Here is a 22,927-nt window from a genome sequence, read left to right on the forward strand (position 1 = left end):
GGAAACGCGTCACCTCACCCCTGCTCCAGCAGGGCGGCCAGGCGCGGCCCCAGCTCGGCGAGCGATTCCGGCGAGGTCATCGCCAAGTGCGTGGTCGCGATCGGATGGTTCTCGATCGGCCCGCGCACGTGGGGCGCCCAGTCGGCCGGGCCACCGTGTGTGCGGCCGTCCGCTTCGGGGATGGTGGCGGTGAAGTAGTCGACCCGCCCTTCGAAGACGCCCGGCCGGTGGGCCGCGGCCAGTTCGACCGTGCGCAGCGCGCCCCGATAGATCCGGCCGAGCCGGTCGAGGGTGAACAGCGCGGGCTCGGTGACCAGGGCCGCGTGCACGGCGGCGAGGGCGTCGTCGTCCAAGGTGGCCAGGTCGGCGTCGGCGGGCAGGTCGATGCCGAGGCCCGCGAAGGCCTGGCGCACTTCGGCGCGGAAGTCGTCCAGGTCCGGCGCGGGGACGCCGTCCAGGATCGCGAGCAGCTCCACCCGCTCGCCCCGCGCCTGCAACGCGGCGGCCACGCCGTGGGCCAGCAGGCCGCCGAGCGACCAGCCGAGCAGCCGGTACGGCCCGTGCGGCCGCACCGCCACGATCTCGGCGACGTAGCGGTCGACCAGGTCGGACACATCCGCCGGGTCGAAGTCGTCCTCGCTCAGCGCGGGCGATTGCAGACCGTAGATCGGCTGGTCGGCGGGCAGGAACCGGGCCAGGCCGGCGTAGCTCCACGACATGCCCGCCATGGGCGGCAGGCAGAACAGCGGCGCCCGCTCGCCCGCCGCCCGGATGGGCAGCAGGACGGCCAGGGCGCTGTCGGTGGCCCCGTCGTAGTCGTGCCCGGCCTCCAGCGCCGCCGCGACCTGTCCGACCAGTCCCTCGACGGTGGGATCGACGAAGAACGCGGCGACGGTGAGTTCGGCGCCGGTGCGGGTGCGCAGCAGTTCGACCACGCGGGTGGCCAGCAGCGAGTTGCCGCCCAGGGCGAAGAAGTCGTCGTCGAGGCCGAGCTGCCGCGTGCCGAGCACCTCCTCGAACGCGGTCGCCACGACCGAGGCCAGCGGCGTGTTCGGCGGACGGAAGACGGCCTGCTCGAAGACCGGCTCCGGCAACGCCTTTCGATCGAGTTTGCCGTTGGGGTTCAGCGGCATCTCGTCCAGGACCACGAGCGCCGACGGCACCATGTACGCGGGGAGGACCGCGGCCGCCCGTTCCCGCAAGGCCGCCGTGTCGACGGTCTGCCCGGCTTTGGGCACCACGTAGCCGACCAACCGTTCGCCGGTGTGCGGGTCCTCCCGCATCACGACGACCGACTGGGCCACGGTGTCGTCACCGAGCAGAGCCGCTTCGATCTCCGGGAGTTCGATGCGCAGGCCGCGCAGCTTCACCTGGAAATCGGTGCGGCCCAAATAGACCAGCGCACCATCCCGGTTCCAGCGCACCAAATCACCGGTCCGGTACATGCGGGTGCCGGGTTTGCCGTACGGGTCCGCGACGAAACGCTCCGAAGTCAGGTCCGGACGCGACAGGTAGCCGCGCGCGACCTGGTCACCGGCGAGGTACAGCTCGCCCGCGACACCGGCCGGCACCGGGTGCAGGCGCGCGTCGAGCACGTACGCCGCCGCGTTCCACACTGGCGCGCCGATCGGAACAGCACCCGTGACGTGATCGTCCACCGCCGCATACGTGGCGTGGACGGTGAATTCCGTTGGGCCGTACAGGTTGTGCAGCTCCGCATCGGTCACCCGGCGAATCGCGGCGACTTCGGCGGCGGTGAACGCCTCACCCGCGATGAGCAGTGTGCGCAGCGAGGACAGCGCCTCCGGCCGGGCCGTACCGGCGAACACCGTGAGCATCGACGGGACGAACGACGTGATCGTCACACCCTCGGCGGCGATGGTGTCCGCCAGATAATGCGGATCGCGGTGACCGTCGGCGGTGGCGACCACCAGACGCGCGCCCGTGGTGAGCGAACCGAACAACTCCCACACCGACACATCGAACGTCGCGGGTGTCTTGAACAGGACCGTATCGCTCGCCTCTATGCCGTATTCGTCGGTGATCCAACCGATCTGGTTCACCACCGCCGAATGCGGCACCGCCACACCCTTCGGACGGCCCGTCGAACCCGACGTGAAGATCACGTACGCCGGATGCGCACCGGTCAGCGGCGCACGCCGATCGGCATCGGTGAGCGGCGTCGCGCGGTACCCGGACAGATCCTCCGTATCGACGGTGAGCACAGGGAGTTCACCGTCGAATCCCACGGCCGCCGTGTCGAATCCGTCCCGCTCCGTGGTGAGCACACACACCGGGGCGGCCGTGTCGAGGACGTAGTGGATGCGGTCGGCGGGCTGATCCAGATCCAACGGCACGTAACCGCCACCGGCCTCCAGCACCGCGTACATCGCGACCACCAGATCCACCGAACGCCGAATACCCAACGCCACCAGCGTCTCCGGACCCACACCCGCATCCACCAGACGACGCGCCAACCGGTGCACGCGCGTCGCGAACTCGGTGTAGGTCCATTCCGTCTGACCCACGGCGGCGCGATCGATCACAGCCGGATCTAGCGGCGTCTCACGAACCTGCGCCTGGAACAGGTCGACCAGGGTTGCCGCACCGCCGATCTCCCGTCGCGCGGGCGGCGTGAGCAGGGCGGTGCGCTCCCCCTCGGCGAGCAGGTCCAGATCGCCGACCGGTGCCGCCGGGTTGTCCGCGACCAGCCGCAGCAGCCGCACGAAACGGTCCGCGAACCCCTGCGCCGTGTCGGCGTCGAAAAGGTCCTTGGCGTAGGAGAATTCGGCGTACAGCCCACCGGGTTGCGCGCCACCCGACTCGCTGACGGTCAGCGACAGATCGAACTTCGCGGTGTCGGACTCGAGCTCGACCGCGCCGAGGCGCAGGCCGGGCAGCTCGAATTCGGTCTCCGGCAGGTTCGCCAGCGACAGCATCACCTGGAACAGCGGGTGCCGCGCCGTCGAACGCGCCGGGTTCAACAGCTCCACCAACCGCTCGAACGGCAGGTCGGCGTGGGCGAACGCGCGCAGATCCGTTTCCTTGGCCTCGGCGAGGAGTTCGGTGAACGACAGCGCGCCCGGCACCTGGGTCCGCAGCACCAGCGTGTTGACGAACATGCCGATCACATCGTCCAACTCCGCCTCACCGCGACCCGCCACCGGCGTACCCACCGCGACGTCCTCGGTCCCCGACAACCGCGCCAGCAACACCGCCAACGCCGCGTGCAACACCATGAACAACGTCGCGTTCTCGGTGCGCGCCAGCTCGGTGAGCGCCCGGTGGACCTCGGCGTCGACCTCGAACGCCACCCGGCCGCCCGCGTAGGAGGGGACCGCGGGGCGCGGCCGGTCGGCGGGCAGGCTCAATTCGTCGGGCAGGCCCGCCAGCGCAGCGCGCCAGTACGCCGCCTGCGCGGAGATCAGGCTGCCCGGGTCGTCCTCGGACCCGAGCACGGCGCGCTGCCAGAGGCTGAAATCGGCGTACTGCACCGGCAGCGGCGCCCAGTTCGGGGCCAGCCCGGCCGTGCGGGCGGCGTAGGCGGCCATCACGTCGCGGGTCAGCGGACCCATCGACCAGCCGTCGGCGGAAATGTGGTGGGCCACGAAAACCACGACGTGCTCTGGCTTTTCGGTGCCGGTGACGCGCAGCAGCGCGACCCGCAGCGGCACTTCGGCCGTCACGTCGAAGCCCGCCGTCACCACGGCGCGCACGCGGTCGGGCAGATCCGCCGCCGCGACGGGTTCGACGGTCACGGCGGGCACCGCCTGATCGAGCGGCAGCACCCGCTGGACGGGGCCTTCCGGCGTGGCCGGGTAGACCGTGCGCAGCACCTCGTGGCGGGCCAGCAGGTCGCCGACCGCCGCGACGAGCGCGGGGACGTCCAGGTCGCCGGTGAGCCGCACGGCGGCCGGGATGTTGTAGACGGCCGCGCCCGGGTCGAACCGGTTGAGGAACCACATGCGCTGCTGGGCCAGCGAGAGCGGCACCCGCTCGGGGCGCGGACCCGCCGTCAGCGCCGGCCTGCCGCCCGCACCCGCGTGCCGCTCCACCCGCACGGCGAGCGCCGCGACGGTGGAAGCCTCGAACAGTTCGCGCACGGGCACCCGGGTCGCCAGCGCGGCGCCGAGCCGGGCCACCACCTGGGTGGCCAGCAGCGAGTTGCCGCCGAGGGCGAAGAAGTCGTCGTCCGCGCCGATCCGCTCGACGCCGAGCACGTCCGCGAACACGCCCGCCACGATCTCCTCCACGGGCGTCGCGGGCGCGCGGAACGCCGCGCCTTCCAGCTCGGGCGCGGGCAGTGCCTTGCGGTCGAGTTTGCCGTTGGGGTTGCGCGGCAGCCGATCCAGCGTCACGAACACCGAAGGCACCATGTACGAGGGCAATTCGGCCGCGATCGCGGTACGCACCGCCTCGGTGTCGAGCGCGGCGCCGTCCACCGACGACACGTACGCGACGAGCAGATCCCCGAGATGCGGGTCGGAGTGGGCCAAGACGGCGGCCTCGGCGACGCTGTCGCGGCGCAGCAGCGCGGCCTCGATCTCGCCGAGTTCGATGCGGAAGCCGCGCACCTTCACCTGGAAGTCGGTGCGGCCCCGGTAGATCAGCGTGCCGTCGGCGCGCCAGGCCACCAGGTCGCCGGTGCGGTACATGCGCGCGCCGGGTTCGAAGGGGTTGGCCACGAAACGATCCGAGGTGAGATCGGGCCGCGCGAAGTAGCAGCGCGCCAACTGCACACCGGACAGGTACAGCTCGCCCGACACCCCGGCGGGCACCGGCCGCAGCCGCTGATCCAGCACGTAGACGCCGGTGTTCCACTCCGGCACGCCGATCGGCACGGTGAGCGTGTCACCGGGGCCGATGCGGTGCCAGGTGACCGAGACCGCCGCCTCGGTCGGGCCGTACAGATTCAGCAGCGCCACTGCGGGATTGGCGACGTCGAACCGCTGCGCGACGGCGGCGGGCAGCGCCTCGCCGATGGCCAGCACCCGCCGCAGCGCGGGGCTCGTCTCGCCGCCCGCCGCGGTGAGCAGCCCGTCCAGCATGGACGGCACCACGTGCAGCGTGGTGACGCCGCTCGCGCGCATCAGGTCGGTGAGGTACACCGGGTCGCGGTGGCCGTCGGGCGCGGCGATCACCAGCCTGCTGCCGCACACGCCCGGCGACCAGTACGCCCACACCGAGACGTCGAAGGTGGCGGGGATGTTGAGCAGGGTGACGTCGTCGGCGTCGATGCCGAATTCGTCCACCATCCACAGCATCTGGTTGACGATCGCGCCGTGCGGTACCGCGACACCCTTGGGCCTGCCGGTGGAGCCGGAGGTGAACAGCACGTAGGCGGTGTGCGCGGCACGCAGCGGGGCACGGCGCTCGCCGGCGCGGATCGGGGCGGGGTCGACCGCCGCGAGATCCAGATCGTCCAGGCGGAAGACCGGGGCCGCGTCGGTGGTGAAACCGACTGCCGCACTGGTCAATACGCAGATGGGCGCGGCCGTGTCGAGGATGTAGGTGGTGCGGTCGACCGGCATGTCCGGGTCGAGCGGCAGATACGCGCCGCCCGCCTTGGCCACGGCATACATCGCGACCACCAGGTCCACCGAGCGCGGCAACACCAGAGCGACGCGCTCGTCCGGGCCGACACCCAGCGAAAGGAGGTACCGCGCGAGGCGGTTCACCCGCGCGTCCAGTTCGGCGAAGGTGAGGTCGTGGCCGGGCCGGTCTCCGCTCAGCGCGATCGCCTCGGGTCGCGCGGCGACCGTGGCCTCGAGCAGGTCCACCAGCGTGGTCTCCGGGTCGACCGGATGCTCGGTCGCGTTCCAGGAGCGCAGGATTCGCGTGCGTTCGGCGTCGTCGAGGATCTCGATCTCCCCCGCCCGCACCGAGGGTTCGGCGACGACGGCGGCCAGGACGCGGTGGAAGCGGTCCACCACGGCGCGCGCCGTCTCGGCGTCGAACAGGTCGGTGGCGTAGGTGAGCGTGCCGCCGATGCCCGCGGGCGCGCCGGTCTCGTCGTAGCGGTCGCCGACGATCAGGTGCAGGTCGAACTGCGAGAGGTGGGTCTCGATGTCGACGCCCGCCACGCGCAGGCCCGGCAGCTCCAGATCCGCCGCGGCCATGTTCTGGAAGGACAGGCCCACCTGGAACAGCGGGTGGCGCGCGGTGGAGCGCGCCGGGTTCAGCACCTCGACCAGTCGCTCGAACGGCACGTCGGCGTGCGCGAAGGCGCGCACGTCGGCGGCGCGCTGGGCGGCCAGGATCTCGGTGAACGGCGCGCCGGGCGCGACCCGTGCGCGCAGCACGAGGGTGTTCATGAACATGCCGATCAGGTCGTCGAGCGCGGCCTCGCCGCGCCCCGCGATCGGGGTGCCGATGGCGATGTCGTCGCCGCCGGACAGGCGCGCCAGCAGCACCGCGAGCGCGGTGTGCACGACCATGAACAGCGTGGCGCCCTCGGCACGCGCCAATTCGGCCAGCGCGCGGTGGGTTTCGGCGTCGATCTCGACGGGGATCTTCGCGCCCGCGAAGGACTGGGTGGCCGGGCGCGGGCGATCGGTGGGCAGCTCCAGCTGGTCGGGCAGGCCGGCCAATTCGTCACGCCAGTAGGCGATCTGGGCCGCCGCGCGGGAGTTCGGATCGTCTTCGTCGCCGAGCAGCGCGCGCTGCCAGATGCTGAAGTCCGCGTATTGCACCGGAAGCGGCGACCAGCCCGGCGCCGCGCCGGAAGTCCGTGCGGCATAGGCGATCATGAGGTCGCGGGTGAGCGGGCCGATGGAGAAACCGTCGCCGCTGATGTGGTGCACCACCATCGCCAGCACGTATTCCGCACCGCCCAAATCGAACAGCGCGGCGCGCAGCGGCACCTCGGCGGTCACGTCGAACTGCGTCGTGATCAGGTGCGCCATCGCCGATTCCAGTTCGGCGGCGTCGAGCGCGCGCACGGCCAGGGTCGGCACGTCGCCGTCAGCGGGCAGGATCACCTGTACCGGGCCCGCGTCGGTCTGCGGGTAGACGGTGCGCAGGATTTCGTGGCGTTCGATCAGGTCGGCGACAGCCAGGCGCAGCGCGTCGATATCGAGATCACCGCTGAGGCGCACCGCGATCGGGATGTTGTAGGCGGCCGATTCGGCGTCGAAGCGGTTGAGGAACCACATGCGCCGCTGCGCGAGCGAGAGCGGGACGCGCTCGGGGCGCGGTCCGGCGACCAGCGCGATCCGCTCGCCGTCGGCCTGTTCCACGGCGGCCGCGAGCGCGGCGACGGTGGATGCCTCGAAGAGCAGCCGCACGGGCACGGCGGTGTCGAGCGCCGCGCCGATGCGGGCGGCGACCTGGGTGGCCAGCAGCGAATTGCCGCCCAGGGCGAAGAAGTCGTCGTCGAGGCCGAGTTGCCTGTCGCCGTCGCCGAGGACCTCGGCGAACACTCCGGCCACGATCTGTTCGACGGGCGTGTTCGGCGCGCGGAAGACGGCCTGCTCGAAGACCGGCTCCGGCAACGCCTTTCGATCGAGTTTGCCGTTCGGGTTCAGCGGCATCTCGTCGAGCACCACGAGCGCCGACGGCACCATGTACGCCGGCAACGCCGCGGCGGCGCGTTCGCGCAGTGCCACCGTGTCGACGGTCTGTCCCGCCTCGGGTACGACGTAACCCACCAGGCGGTCGCCGGTGTGCGGGTCTTCGCGTACGACCACGACCGACTGCGCGACGGCGTCGTCACCGAGCAGAGCCGCTTCGATCTCCGGGAGTTCGATGCGCAGGCCGCGCAGCTTCACCTGGAAATCGGTGCGGCCCAAATAGACCAGCGCACCATCCCGGTTCCAGCGCACCAAATCACCGGTGCGATACATGCGAGCACCCGGAGCACCGGACGGATCGGCCACGAAACGCTCGGAGCTCAGGTCCGGACGCGACAAGTAGCCACGCGCGACCTGATCACCGGACAGATACAACTCGCCCGCGACACCGGCCGGCACCGGATGCAGACGCGCATCGAGCACATACGCCGCCGCGTTCCACACCGGCACGCCGATCGGAACAGCACCCGTAACCTGCTCATCCACCGCCGCATACGTGGCGTGGACGGTGAATTCCGTTGGGCCGTACAGATTGTGCAGCTCCGCATCGGTCACCCGGCGAATCGCGGCGACCTCCGCACTCGTGAACGCCTCACCCGCCACCAGCAACGCCCGTAGCGAATCCAGCGCCTCCCGACGGGCCGTACCGGCGAACACCGTGAGCATCGACGGGACGAACGACGTGATCGTCACACCCTCGGCGGCGATGGTGTCCGCCAGATAATGCGGATCGCGGTGACCGTCGGCGGTGGCGACCACCAGACGCGCGCCCGTGGTGAGCGAACCGAACAACTCCCACACCGACACATCGAACGTCGCCGGCGTCTTGAACAGCACGGTGTCGGAGTCGCCGATACCGTATTCGGCGGTGATCCACCGGATCTGGTTCACCACCGCCGAATGCGGCACGGCCACACCCTTCGGCCGACCGGTCGAACCCGACGTGAAGATCACGTACGCCGGATGCGCACCGGTCAGCGGCGCACGCCGATCGGCATCGGTGAGCGGCGTCGCGCGGTACCCGGACAGATCCTCCGTATCGACGGTGAGCACAGGGAGTTCACCGTCGAATCCCACGGCCGCCGTATCGAACCCATCCCGCTCCGTGGTGAGCACACACACCGGGGAAGCCGTTTCCAGCACATACCGGATGCGGTCGGCGGGCTGATCCAGATCCAACGGCACGTAACCGCCACCGGCCTCCAGCACCGCGTACATCGCGACCACCAGATCCACCGAACGCCGAATACCCAACGCCACCAGCGTCTCCGGACCCACACCCGCATCCACCAGACGACGCGCCAACCGGTGCACGCGCGTCGCGAACTCCGCGTAGGTCCACTCCGTCTGACCCACGGCGGCGCGATCGATCACAGCCGGATCGAATGGCGTCTTACGCGCCTGGGCCTCGAACAGCTCGACCAGCGTCGCCGCCGAGCCGATCTCCCGCCGCGCGGGCGGAGCGGTCAGCCGGGCGCGCTCGTCCTCGGCGAGGAGGTCGAGGTCGCCGACCGGTGTGGCCGGGTTGTCCACAATCGTCCCCAGCAGGCGCACGAACCGATCCGCGAAGCCGCGCACGGTGTCGGCGTCGAAAAGGTCCTTCGCGTAGGAGATCTCGGCGTACAGCCCGGCCGCGGACTGCTTGATACCGACCATCAGGTCGAACTTGGCGGTGTCGATGTCGAAGTCGACGGCTTCGACGCGCAGGCCCGGGAGTTCGAGGGTGTTCTCGGGCAGGTTCTGCACCGACAGCATCACCTGGAACAGCGGATGCCGCGCCGTCGAACGCGCCGGGTTCAGGATCTCGACCAGCCGCTCGAACGGCAGGTCCGCGTGGGCGAACGCGCCGAGGTCGGCTTCGCGGACGACGTCGAGCAGGGCGTCGAAACCGGTGTCGCCGGGCACGGCGGTGCGCAGCACCAGCGTGTTGACGAACATGCCGATCACATCGTCCAGTTCGGCCTCACCACGACCCGCCACCGGCGTACCCACCGCGACGTCCTCGGTTCCCGACAACCGCGCCAGCAATACCGCCAACGCCGCGTGCAACACCATGAACAAGGTCGCGTTGTGGTCCTTGGCCAGCGCGTCCAGCCGTTCGGTGCGGGCGGCGTCGACGGTGAAGGCGACGGTGCCGCCCGCGAACGACTGCGCGGCCGGGCGGGGGCGGTCGGCGGGCAGGTTCAGCTCGTCGGGCAGGCCCGCCAGCGCCTCCCGCCAGTACGCGGCCTGCGCCGAGATCAGGCTCGCGGGATCGTCTTCCGAGCCGAGCACCGCGCGCTGCCACACGCTGAAGTCGGCGTACTGCACCGGCAGCGGCGCCCAGCCGGGCGCCTGCCCGGCGTGACGGGCGGCGTAGGCGAGCATCACGTCACGGGTCAGCGGACCCATCGACCAGCCGTCGGCGGAGATGTGGTGCGCGACCACGACGAGCACGTGCTCGTCGGTGCCCACCACCTCGAAAAGCTCCGCGCGGAACGACGTTTCGGTCGTCACGTCGAAGCCCGCCGACACGGCGGCGGCGATGCGCTCGCCCAGCTCCCCCGCCGTGACGGGCTGCGGCCGCAGATCCGGCGTCGCCTGGTCGGGAGTCAGGATCACTTGATGGGCAACGCCGTTCGCGCCCACGGGGTATACGGTGCGCAGCGTCTCGTGGCGCGCGACCACGTCGCCGACAGCTTGGCGCAGCGCGGCGACGTCCAGCTCGCCGGTGAGCCGCACGGCGACCGGCAGATTGTTCACCGCCGACGCGGTGTCGAACCGGTTGAGGAACCACATGCGCTGCTGGGCCAGCGACAGCGGAACGGGATCGGGGCGCGGTCCGGCGGTGAGCGCCTGCCGGGCTGGGCCACCCGCCCCGCGTCCGAGCGCGGCAGCCAGGTCGGCGACGGTCGGGGCCTCGAACACGGCGCGCACCGGCACGCGGGCGCCGATCGCCTGGCCGAGCCGGGCCGCGACCCGGGTGGCGGCCAGCGAGTTGCCCCCGAGGTCGAAGAAGTCGTCGTCGGCGCCCACCCGGTCGGCCCCGAGCACCTCGGCGAAGACCGCGGCGACCGTGCGCTCGGCGTCGGTGGCGGGCTCGCGGTGCGCGCGGCCCGCGATCTCCGGCTTCGGCAGCGCCTTGCGGTCGAGTTTGCCGCTGGCGTTGAGCGGCATGCGGTCCAGCACCACCACCGCCGAGGGCACCATGTACGACGGCACGTGCGCGCGCACGTGGTCGAGCACGGCCGTCTCCTCGATCCGCGCGTCGCCCTCGGCCACCACGTAGGCGACCAGGCGGTCGCCCGCCGCACCGTGGACCAGCGCGACGGCGGCCCGGTGCACCGTATCGTGGCCGAGCAACACCGCTTCGATCTCACCCAGCTCGATGCGCTGGCCGCGCAGTTTCACCTGGAAATCGCTGCGGCCCAAGTACTCCAGCGCCGGTGTGCCGTCGGCGCGCCAGCGCACCACGTCGCCCGTGCGGTACAGCCGCTGCCCGTCGCGATGCGCGACGAACCGCTCGGCCGTCAGCCCCGCCGCGCGGTAGTAGCCGCGCGCCAACTGCACACCCGCGACGTAGAGCTCACCCGGCGAACCGGGCGGCACCTCGCGCAGCTGCCGATCCAGCACGTACACACGGGTATTCGCGACCGGCGCGCCGATCGGCACCGAGACGCCCTCGGCGTCGGCGGCGGGATGGGCCGTCACCACCGTCGCCTCGGCGGGGCCGTACCAATTCTCCAAGCGGGTGCCGGGCAGCGCCTTGGCGAAACGCGTGGCGGTCTCGGTGGACAGCGCCTCACCGGCCGCGAACACCCAGCGCAGCGATTCGTGGCGTCCGTCGGCCTCCGCACCGTCGAGGAAGGCGTCCAGCATCGAGGGCACGAAATGCACCGAGGTGACGCCGAATTCGTCGATGGTCCGCGCCAGGTACGCCGGATCGCGGTGCCCGTCGGGCTCGGCGACCACGATCGCCGCCCCGACCTGCAAGGGCCAGAACAGCTCCCACGTCGAGATATCGAACGTGATCGGCGTCTTGTGCAACACCACATCCGAACCGTCGTGCGGATACGCACCCTGCGCCCACCGGAACTGATTCACCATCTGCCGATGCGTGATCGCCACACCCTTCGGACGACCCGTCGAACCCGACGTGTAAATCACGTACGCCACGTTGTCGGGGCGCACCACCGGTGCCGCCGCCAAAGGTGCGCCCGTCAAGTCGTCCACTGCCACAACGGGAATGTCCGCCGAAGTGGTGAATTCGTCTGCGGCCCTGGTCAACACACAAACAGGCTCGGCACCGGCGAGCACGAACTCGCTGCGCTCCGCCGGGTGATCGGGATCGATAGGCACGTACCCAGCCCCGGTCCGCAGCACCGCGTAGACCGCGACCACCAGCTCCACCGACCGCCGCATGGCCACGGCCACAAGCGCTTCCGGGCCCACCTCACGCGCGGCCAGCGCACCGGCCAGCGCCGCCGAACGCTCGCGCAGCTCGGCATAGGTGAGCGTGACGCCCTCGGCCAGCACGGCGGGGGCGTCGGGGGTGCGGTCGGCCTGCGCGTCGAACAGGCGGATCAGGGTCGCGTCGTCGACGAGTTCCGGGACGTCGGTGGCGTTGCGGGCGGTGAGCTCGGCGCGTTCGGCGGCGGTCAGCACGTCCACGTCGGCCACGCGCGCGTCGGCCTCGGTGACGAAGCGGTGCAGCAGCGCGGTGAAGCGGCCCGCCAGCGCGCGCACATCGTCCTCGGTGAACACGTCGCGCAGGTACTTGAACGAGAGTTGCAGCGCCGCATCGGGAATCACCATCACGGTGAGCGGGTAGTGCGATCCGTTCACCGCCAGCGCACCGGTGACGGTGAGACCGCCGGCGATCTCACCGGCCGTGTTCAGCGCCTCGCGGTCGATGGGGAACGACTCGAACACCACCAGCGAGTCGAACAGCCCCTCCACCCCGACGAGACCCTGGATCTCGCTGAGCCCCAGGTAGTGGTGGTCGAGCAGCTCGGCCTGTTCGGCCTGCACGGCGTGCAGCAGCTCGGCCAGCGTCGCGCCGGGCCGCAGCCGCACGCGCACCGGGATCGCGTTGAGGAACAGGCCGACCATGGTCTCCACCCCGGCCAGCTGGGGCGGGCGGCCCGATACGGTCGCGCCGAACACCACGTCGTCGCGGTCGGTCGCGCGCCCGATCAGCAGGCCCCACGCGGCCTGCACGATGGTGTTGACGGTGACGCCGGTCGCGGCGGCCAGACTCGACAGCGCGGCCGTATCCGCTTCGGAGAGCGCCAGATCCACCACGCCGATGCCCGCAGCGATCTCGCGCGCGGGATCGACGGGCGCGAGCGGGGTCGGTTCGGTGACGCCGTCGAGGGCGGCGCGCCAGGCCGCGCGGCTCGCCTCTTGGTCCTGCGCGTCCAGCCAGGCGAGGTAGTCGCGGTACGGGCGGGCGGGCGGCAGCACCGATCCGTCGCCGAGCGCGTACCAGGTCAGCAGGTCGCGGGTGAGCAGCGGCATGGACCAGCCGTCGATGAGGATGTGGTGGCTGGTGACGATCAAGCGGTGCGTGCCGGGACCGGTGCGCGCCAGCGTGAAGCGCAGCAGCGGCGCGGAGTCCATCGGGAACCGGCGCAGCATGTCGGCGTCGAGCAGGCGTGTGAAGGCCGCGTCCGGATCGGTGTCGCCGCTGAGATCCAGGTACTGCCAGGGCACTTCGACGTCGTCGAGGACGATCTGGATCGGATCGCCCGCCGCGTCCTCGGTGAACGCGACGCGCAGGTTCGCGTGCCTGCCCAGCACGCCCGCCGCCGCGGCGCGCAGGCGGTCGTGGTCGACCTCGCCGCCGAGGTCGATGACGAACTGGGTGATGTAGGCGTCGATGGAGGATTCGGCCAGCTGCGCGTGGAAGAGCATGCCCGACTGCAAGGGCGTCAGCGGCCAGATATCGGACAGGCCGGGGTAGGCGGCCGCCAGGCGGGCGCGTTCCGCGTCGTCCAGGCGCACCAGCTCGCGCGAGGCGAAGTCGTCGGCGAGCGTCTCGGGGTCCTCGGTGCGGGCCAGCGCGGCGAGCTGGTCGATGGTGCGGGTGGCGAAAAGCTCACGGGGAGTGAACACCACGCCCCGCGCCCGCGCCCGCGACACCACCTGGATCGAGGTGATGCTGTCGCCGCCGAGGGCGAAGAAGTCGTCGTCCACGCCGAGCCGCTCGACGCCGAGCACCTCGGCCATCACCTCGGCCAGGACCTGCTCGACGGGCGTGCGCGGGGCGCGGTACTCCTTCTGCTCGAGCACGGGCGCGGGCAGCGCGTCGCGGTCCAGTTTGCCGACCGGGGTGAGCGGAATGGCGTCGAGGACGGTCAGCGCGGTCGGCACCATATGGGCGGGCAGACTGCGCTCGGCCCAGGCGATCAGTTCGGCCGGGTCCGCCGTCGCGCCGGGCGCGGCGTGCACGTAAGAGGCGAGAATCGTGGCGCCGCTGTCGATCTTGTGCCCGACGGTGACGGCGAAGTCGACGGAGTCGTGTGCGGCGAGCACCGCGTCGATCTCGCCCAGCTCGATGCGGAAGCCGCGGATCTTGACCTGGAAGTCGTTGCGGCCCATGTATTCCAGCGCGCCGCTCGCGGTCCACCGCACCAGGTCGCCGGTGCGGTAGAGCCGGGAACCGCTGGGCTCGAATGGATTCGCCACGAATCGCGACGCGGTGAGCGCGCGGCGCCGGTGGTAACCGCGCGCGAGCTGGGCGCCGGTGATGTACAGCTCGCCGACCACGCCGCCGGGCACCGGCGTGAGCCGCTCGTCCAGCACGTATTCGGTGATGCCGCGAATCGGCGCGCCGATGGTGACGACCTCGCCCGGTACCAGCGGATCACTGATATTGGTCATGATCGTGGTCTCGGTGGGGCCGTACCCGTTGTAGAACTCGCGAGTCCCCTCGGCGATCGGCAGCACCCAGCGGCGCACCAGTTCCGGCGGGCAGGCCTCGCCACCGGCCACTACCACGCGCAGGTCATCGAGTCCGGCGGGGTCCACCGACGCGAGCGCGGCGGGCGTGATGAAGCCGTGCGTCACCCGTTCGCGGCGCAGCAGCGCGGCCAGGTCGTCGCCGCCGTACACCGACGGGTCGGCCACCACCATGGTCGCCGGGCCGCCGAGGGCGAGCAGCAGTTCCAGCACCGACGCGTCGAACGAGGGCGAGGCGAAGTGCAGGGTGCGCGAGTCGGCGCTCACCCGGTAGCGCTGCCGCTGCTCCTCGCAGAAGCTGCCCAGCCCGGCTTGGGTGACCACCACGCCCTTTGGCAGGCCGGTCGAACCGGAGGTGTAGATGACATAGGCGGCGTCCTCGGCGCGGATCGCGCGGGGGCGGTCGACGTGGGTGACCGGCTCGGCCGACGCCTGCGCCAGCGCCTCGCTCAGCTCGTCGCCATCGACGACCAGCCACTCCACCCGCTCGGACAGGCCCGCGCGCACGGCGCCGACGGTGAGACCGAGAACCGCGTCGGAGTCGGTGACCATGTGCTCGACGCGATCGGCCGGGTAGTTCGGGTCCACCGGCACGAAGCCGGCGCCGGTCTTGGCGACCGCCCACACCGCGACCACCGAGTCCAGGCCGCGCGGCACGGCCACCGCGACCAGATCGCCGGGGCCCACGCCGCGCGCGAACAGCAGCCGGGCCAGCCGGTTCGAGCGCTCGTCCAGTTCGGCGTAGGTGAGCGAGCCGAGGGTGGCGGTCGCGTCGGCGTGCACGACGGCGACCGACTGCGGCCCCGCCTCGACGGCGGCGGCCATCAGGTGCGGCAGGGTGATGACCCGTTGACGGCGCGTGCGGACCGGTCGTGTCCGAGCCGTACTGGTCATTCGTCTACCACCTCGCATATCTTCGAACCACCCGATAGCGTGACGGCGCCGCCTGGCCCTCCGCCCCACCGATGTTCATCGGACCGCGCCCCGCGGGCCGTTACCCAGCCTAGGCTGGTGTGCCGCTCACACCCGCAGCAACTCGTCCACGCCGACCACCAGCTCCACGGTCCCGACGTGATCCGGCGTCGCGCCCCCGTCGATGACCACCGCGCGCAGGTCCTCCAGCCCGTCGGTGCGGATCGCGTCGAGGCCGGAGCTCCCGGCAACCAGGTGGGTCACCCACTCCTCGGCCAGCGCCGCGGACAGCTCGCCCGCCTCGGGCTCCGGGATCAGCACCATCGACGCGCCCGACACTCCGGCCGCCACCAGTTCCAGCAGCGCGCCGAACGACACCGGCCTGCCCCGGTAGAAGGTGCGCGACTCGAAGGTCAGCTCGGTGCGGGCGCGCAGGCGCTCGGCCGCGGCGGCCAGCTCGTCGTAGGTGCGGACGCACCCGCCCGCGGCGAACACCGGGTCGGCGCCGCGCAGCGCGCGGGTGCGGTCGGCGTAGGTCACCGGGCGAGCCGAACGCACCGCGATATCGGCGGTCACCGCGGGATCGTCCAGGTTCAGCCAGTCGACGCCGTCGCCGCCCTCGTGGCGGGAGTCGGTGACGCCGATCGCGACCGGCGGCCCCTCCGAGGGCACGGCGGCCCCGGCGTGCGGGACCACCGCGGCGCCCGCCTTGAGCACCGCCCACGCCGCGACCGCCCAGTGTGCGTCGCGATCCAGCCGCACCGCCACCCCCGCGCCCGGTCCGACACCGCGCGCGATGAGCGCCCTGGCCAGGCGCGAGGAGCGGGCGTCCAGTTCGCCGTAGCCGATCTCCTCCTCGCCCCACACCAGCGCGGGACCGTCCGGATCGTCCTCGACGGCCGCGCCGAACGACTGCGCGAGCGCGGTGCCGCCCCCGGGCGCGGCCTGTTCGGCGACGGGCGCGGGCTGCGCCGCACCGGTCAGGCGGGCGCGCTCGTCCTCGTCCAGGATGTCGATATCGCCGACGGGCGCCTGCGGGTCGGCCACCACGGCCGCGAGCAGCCGCTCGAAACGGCGGCCGAGCGCGCGCACCGTCGCCTCGTCGAAAAGGTCGGTGGCATAGGTGAAGACGAGTGCCAGCCCACCCGGCTCGCCGCCCTCGCCGGGCACCGGAGCCACGTTGACCTGCAAGTCGAATTTGGCGGCGACCGCGCCCGGCTCGACGGCCGCGATCTCGAGTCCGGGCAGCGCCAGGCTCGCCCGCTCGTTGTTCAGGAAGTTCAGCACCACCTGGAACAGCGGGTTGTGCTCGCCGCCGCGCCCCGGCGCGGCCACCTCCGCGACCCGCTCGAACGGCAGGTCGGCGTTGGCGAACGCGGCGAGATCGGTCGCGCGGACCGTCTCGACCAGATCGTCGAACGCGGCGGACTTGTCGACCGCCGTGCGCAGCGTCAGCGTGTTGACGAACATACCGACCAGATCGTCGAGCGCGCGTTCCCCGCGCCCGGCGACCGCCGTGCCGACGGCGATATCGGAGCCGCCGGAGAGCCGGGCCAGCAGCGCCGCCAGCGCCGCGTGCACGACCATGAACAGCGAGGCCTTGTGCTCGCGCGCGATCCGCTCCAGACCCGCGTGCAGCTCGGCGGGCAGGTCGAGCGAGGTGGTCGCCCCGCGCAGCGAGGGCAGTGCGGGGCGCGGCCGGTCCTGCGGCAGTTCCAGCAGTTCGGGCAGGCCCGCGAGCTGCTCGCGCCAGTACGCCAATTGCCGTGCCGCCACGCTGTTCTCGTCGCCGTCGTCACCGATCACGGCGCGCTGCCAGAGCGCGAAGTCGGCGTACTGCACCGCCAGTGGCGGCCAGCCGGGCTCCTGGCCCGCGCTCCTGGCGAGGTAGGCGGTCACCAGATCGCGCGCCAGCGGCGTGAGGGAGGCGCCGTCGGCGCAGATGTGGTGCACCACCACGACCAGCAGCCACTCCCCCGCCGTGCCGTCGGTGAACAACGCGGCGCGCACCGGAGCCCCTTGCGTGACATCGAATCCCGCGTCCGCCATGGCGGTGGCCGCCGCGGCGACATCGGCGACGGTGCGCACCGCGAGCCCGCCCGGCAGCGCCTCGCCCACCGGCAGGATCTCCTGGTACGGCTCGCCGCCCGGACCGTCGGACGGGAAGCGGGTGCGCAGCGATTCGTGACGGGTCAGCACGTCCGCGACCGCCGCCGACAGCGCGGCGACGTCGAGTTCGCCGCTCAGCCGCAGCGCGAACGGGATGTTGTACGAGGCGGATTCGGTGTCGAGCTGGTTGAGCACCCACATGCGCCGCTGCGCCAGCGACAGCGGAATCCGCGCCGGGCGCTCGGCGGCGGTGAGCGGCGGCCGGTCGGACGCGCCGCCGGGCACGATCCGCCCCGCCAGCGCGGCGACGGTCGGCGATTCGAACAGTTCGCGCACCGCCAGCGCGGCGTCGACGGCCTCGTTGATCCGGGCCACCGCCCTGGTGGCCAGCAGGGAGTTGCCGCCCATGGCGAAGAAGTCGTCGTCGCGGCCCACCGCGTCGGCGCCGAGCAGTTCGGCGAACACGCCCGCCACGGCCTGCTCCACCGGGGTCGCGGGGGCGCGGAACTCCGCCCCGGACACGAACTCCGGTTCCGGCAGGGCCTTGCGATCCAGTTTGCCGTTCGGGGTGAGCGGCAGTTCGCCGAGCACCACGATGGCGTCGGGCACCATGTAGGAGGTCAGGAATTCGGCTGCGGCGAAACGCAATTCCGTCGGATCGAGGGCGGCATCCGCGTCGGGCACCGCGTAACCGATCAGGCGGTCGCCCGCATGTTCGTCGGCGCGCACCACGACCACCGCGTGCCGCACGCCCGCGCACCGCTCCAGGGCGGCTTCGATCTCACCCAGTTCGATGCGGAACCCGCGCAACTGCACCTGCTGATCGCCGCGGCCCGCGTACTCGAGCCGCGCGGCACCGCCGGGCGTGGCCCACCGGCCCACGTCGCCGGACCGGTACATGCGAGAACCCGGCTCCCCGAACGGATTCGCGACGAACCGCGCGGCGGTGAGTCCCGGTCTGCCCAGGTAGCCCCTCGACTGCTGATCGCCCGCGACATAGATCTCGCCGGCCACACCCACGGGTGCGGGCGCGAGCCTGCTGTCCAGCACGAAGGCGCTCAGCCCGGGCAGCGCGCGGCCGATGACGCTGGCCGCCTCGTCGGTGTCGGCGGGGTCCAGCGCCACGTACGAGACGTGCACGGTGGTCTCGGTGATGCCGTACATGTTCACCAGGCGCGGCGCGTCGGCCGGGTGCCGCTCGTACCAGCGGCGCAGCCTGCGCAGGTCGAGCGCCTCGCCGCCGAAGATCACGTACCGCAGCGCGAGTCCCGGGTCGGTGGCGGCCGCGTCGGCCTCGGCCAGCTGATAGAACGCCGAGGGCGTCTGGTTCAGGACGGTGACGCCCTCGCGGATCAGCAACGCGCGGAACAACTCCGGCGACCGCGAGGTCAGGTAGTCGACCACCACCACGGTGCCGCCGGTCGCCAGCGCGCACCACAGTTCCCACACCGAGAAGTCGAAGGCGTAGGAGTGGAACAGCGTCCACACGTCGTCCGCGCCGAATCCGAACAGCGGCTCGGTGTTCGCGAACAGCTGCACCACATTGCGGTGCGAGACACCGACGCCCTTCGGCACACCGGTCGAGCCCGAGGTGTAGATGACATAGGCGAGGTTGTCGCGGCGCAGCGGCGCGAGGCGGTCGGCGTCGGTGACCGGGGCGTCGGAGAAGTCGGTGACCTCGTCGAGCAGCACCAGCGGAATGTCCCCGGCGGGAACGGCTTCCGCGTCGGCGGCGGTGGTGAGCACGCACACCGGAGCGGCGTCGCCGAGGGTGAACTCGAGGCGGGCCGCCGGATAGGTGGTGTCGATGGGCACGTACGCCGCACCGGTGAGCAGCACCGCGTACAGCGCGAAGGGCAACTCCTCGGTGCGCGAAAGCGCGACCGCCACTTTGGCTTCCGGCCCCACACCGCGGGCGATGAGCGCCCGCGCGAGGCGGCTCGCACGCCGCCGCAGCTCGGCGTAGGACAGCGCGGTGTCGCCGAAGCGCACAGCCACGGCGTCGGGCGTGGCCGTCGCACGGGATTCCACCAGGTCCACGAGCGTCACCTCGGGCACCTGCGCGCCCGGGGAGTTCCACTCGCGCAGCACCAGATCCCGCTCACCCGCGGCGAACAGGTCGATGTCACCGACCACCGCGTCCGGGTCGGCCGCCACCGCCGCGAGCACGCGCCCGAGCTTCTCGGCGAAGCCGCGCACCGTCTCGGGGTCGAAAAGATCGGTGGCGTAGGTGAATTCGGTGGCGATACCGCCGAAATCGGGTTCCTCCACCACGGTGACCTGGAGGTCGAACTTCGCCGAGGCGGCCGCCATGTCCACGCCCGAGACGGTCAGGCCGGGCAGCGCGAGTTCGGTGCGCTCCAGGTTCTGGAAGGTCAGCATCACCTGGAACAGCGGGTGCCGCGCCGCCGAGCGCGCGGGGTCGAGGAGTTCCACCAGCCGCTCGAACGGCACGTCCGCGTGCCCGAACGCGGCGATATCGCGGGCGCGCACCCGCTCCAGCAGTTCGGAGAACCCGGCGCCCGGGTCCACCTCCGAGCGCAGCACCAGGGTGTTGACGAACATGCCGATCACGTCGTCCAGGGCGGCCTCGCCGCGCCCGGCCGCCGGGGTGCCGACGGCGATGTCGCGGGTGCCCGAGAGCCGGGCCAGCAAGGTCGCGAGCGCGGCGTGCACCACCATGAACAGCGTCGCGTGGTGGGCGCGCGCCACTTCGTGCAGCCCGGCGTGCACCTCGGGCGGCACCGTGAAGGCGTGCGTCGCACCGCGATTCGACGCGGTGGCAGGGCGCGGACGGTCGGCGGGCAGATCCAATTGTTCCGGCAGCCCGGCCAATTCGCGCTGCCAGAACGCAATCTGTTCCGACAGCGTCGATTCCGAATCGTCTTCGCTGCCCAGCACCTCGCGCTGCCACAGCGTGTAGTCGGCGTACTGCACGGCCGGGGCGGGCGGCTCGGGCTCGGCGCCGGACGTGCGGCGCACGTAGGCGGCCATCAGGTCGCGCGTGAGCGGGGCCATCGAGAAACCGTCACCGGCGATGTGGTGGACCACGCACACCAGCACGTGCTCGTCGTCGCCGATCTCCCAGAGCCGCAACCGGATCGGCGGCGCGGCGGTGACGTCGAACCCCTCGGTGACGGCGGCGGTGATCAGGCCGGGCAGTTCTTCCGGCGTGGCCGGCCGCACCAGCAGTTCGGGCACGGCGTGCTCGTCGGTGACGGGCAGGATGAGCTGGAATCCCTCGCCATCGACACTCGGGTATACCGTGCGCAGCACTTCGTGGCCGGTCACCAGATCGCGCACCGCGCCGCGCAGCGCGGCCACGTCCAGCGGACCCGAAAGCCGCACGGCCAGCGGGATGTTGTTCACGGCGCTCGCCGGGTCGAACCGGTTCAGGAACCACATCCGCTGCTGTGCGTAGGACAGCGGGATGCGATCCGGGCGCGGGCGCGGCCGCAGCTCGGGCAGCGACGGCGCCTCGGCCAGACCGTCGAGCCGGGCGGCCAGCTCCTCGACGGTGCCGGCCTCGAAGAACGTCTGCACCGGCACCTGTGTGCCGAGTGCCGCGCCGATCCGGGCCGCGGCCTGCACGGCGAGCAGCGAGTTGCCGCCCAGTTCGAAGAAGTCGTCGCCCGCGCCGATCCGCGCCTCGGCCCGGTCGCGCAGCAGCAGGGCGGCGAACACCTCCGCGACGATCCGTTCGGCCGGGGTCGCGGGCTCGCGGTACTCGCGCACCGCGAACTCGGGCTCGGGCAGCGCCGCGCGGTCCAGTTTGCCCACCGGCGTCAGCGGGATCTCGTCGAGCACCATGATCACCGACGGCACCATGTACGCGGGCAGCGAACGGCCCGCGAACTCCGCGAGCGCGGCGGTGTCCACGGTCTTGCCCGGACTCGGCAGCACGTAGGCGACCAGCGCGGTCGCGCCCGAGGGCAGCTCACGCCCCAGAGTTACGGCGAAGTCGACGTCCGGGTGCGCGGTGAGCGCACTGTCGATCTCGCCCAGCTCGATGCGCAGGCCGCGGATCTTCACCTGGAAATCCGACCGACCGAGGTGTTCGATCGTGCCCGCGGCGGTCCGCCGCACCAGATCGCCCGTGCGGTACAGGCGCGCGCCCGGCTGGCCGCTGTCCGCGCCGAAGGGGTTGGCCACGAAGCGTTCCGCCGTGAGTCCGGGCCGATTCAGATAGCCCTCGGCCAGCCCGCCCCCGGCCAGGTACAGCTCGCCGGTCACCCCGGCGGGCACCGGCCGCAAATGGGAATCGAGGACGAACGCGCCGACACCGGGCAGCGGCGTGCCGATCGTGACCGGCTCGTCCGCGCGCATCGGCTCGGTGGTCGTCACCACGACCGTGGTCTCGGTCGGGCCGTACCCGTTGTAGAAGGCGCGGCCGTCGACGGTCCACCGCCCGACCAGATCGGCCCCGAACCGGTCGCCGATCGCGACCACGGCCCGCAGATCGGGCAGACCGGCGGGGTCCATCGACTCCAGCACGCCCGGGGTGATCGCCCCGATCGCGACCCGCTCGCGGCGGATCAGCTCGCGCAGGTCGGCACCCGCGAAGACGGCGGCCGGGGAGATCACCAGCGTCGCCCCGTGCGGGAACGACATCAGCATCTCCATCACCGACGCGTCGAAGTTCGGCGAGCTGACGTGCAGCACGCGCTCCCCGCCCCGGATGTCGTAGCGGTCCCGCAGCGCCCCGGCCAGCGCGCCGAGCCCGAGATGGTTGACCACCACACCCTTCGGGCGGCCGGTCGAGCCGGAGGTGTAGATGACGTAGGCCGCATGGCGCTGGTCGAGCGCGCGCACGCGGTCGGCGTAGGACACCGGGTGACCGGGCAGTTGCTCGATTCGCGCCAGCAGTTCGGCGTCGTCCAGCTCCAGCCACGGGATGCTCTGATCCATCCGATCGCGGTATACCGACGTGGTCAGCCCGAGCACCGCGCCCGAGTCGCCGACGATGTGCGCGATGCGGTCGGCGGGGAAGTTGGGGTCGACGGGCACGAACGCCGCGCCGGACTTGGCGATCGCCCACACCGACAGCATCGATTCGATGCTGCGGGCGATGCCGACGGCGACGATGTCACCGGGGCCGATGCCGCGCGCGATGAGCGCGCGCGCCAGCCGGGAGGAGAGTTCGTCGAGTTCGCGGTAGGTGAGCCTGCGCTCGGCGGCGGGATCGTCGAGCGGGGCGTAGCGCACCGCGACGACGTCGGCGGCCCCTTCGACCGCGGAGGTGAGCAACTGCGCCAGCAGCGGCGCGCTGGACCTGGCACGACGGCTCCCCCGACCCGATCGACGGGCTCCAACCATTGCTAGTTCTTCCTCTCACGCCGTTCACGCGCCTGCAGACCGCATTGGCGGACCGTCCCCGAACCCACACGGCACTC

Annotated in this window: 1 protein-coding gene and 1 pseudogene; both read right to left on the reverse strand. The window is 71.9% G+C overall.

The window, feature by feature from the left end; all coding sequences use genetic code 11:
* Positions 1-14: 14 nt before the first annotated feature.
* Positions 15-15,353, reverse strand: a pseudogene (locus OHB21_RS03615) (amino acid adenylation domain-containing protein); the annotation flags it as partial.
* A gap of 180 nt (positions 15,354-15,533) precedes the next feature.
* Positions 15,534-22,850 carry a non-ribosomal peptide synthetase gene (locus OHB21_RS03620; protein ID WP_195125360.1) on the reverse strand — a complete coding sequence of 2,439 codons (7,317 nt, stop codon included), beginning with the start codon at positions 22,848-22,850 and terminating at the stop codon, positions 15,534-15,536.
* Positions 22,851-22,927 lie beyond the last annotated feature (77 nt).

This window comes from Nocardia puris, assembly GCF_036051655.1.
GTDB classification, from domain to species: Bacteria; Actinomycetota; Actinomycetes; order Mycobacteriales; family Mycobacteriaceae; genus Nocardia; species Nocardia puris.

Coding starts and splice junctions, on each gene's coding strand:
- OHB21_RS03620 (WP_195125360.1), bottom strand. CDS start 22,850: ATGGTTGGAGCCCGTCGATCGGGTCGGGGGAGCCGTCGTGCCAGGTCC.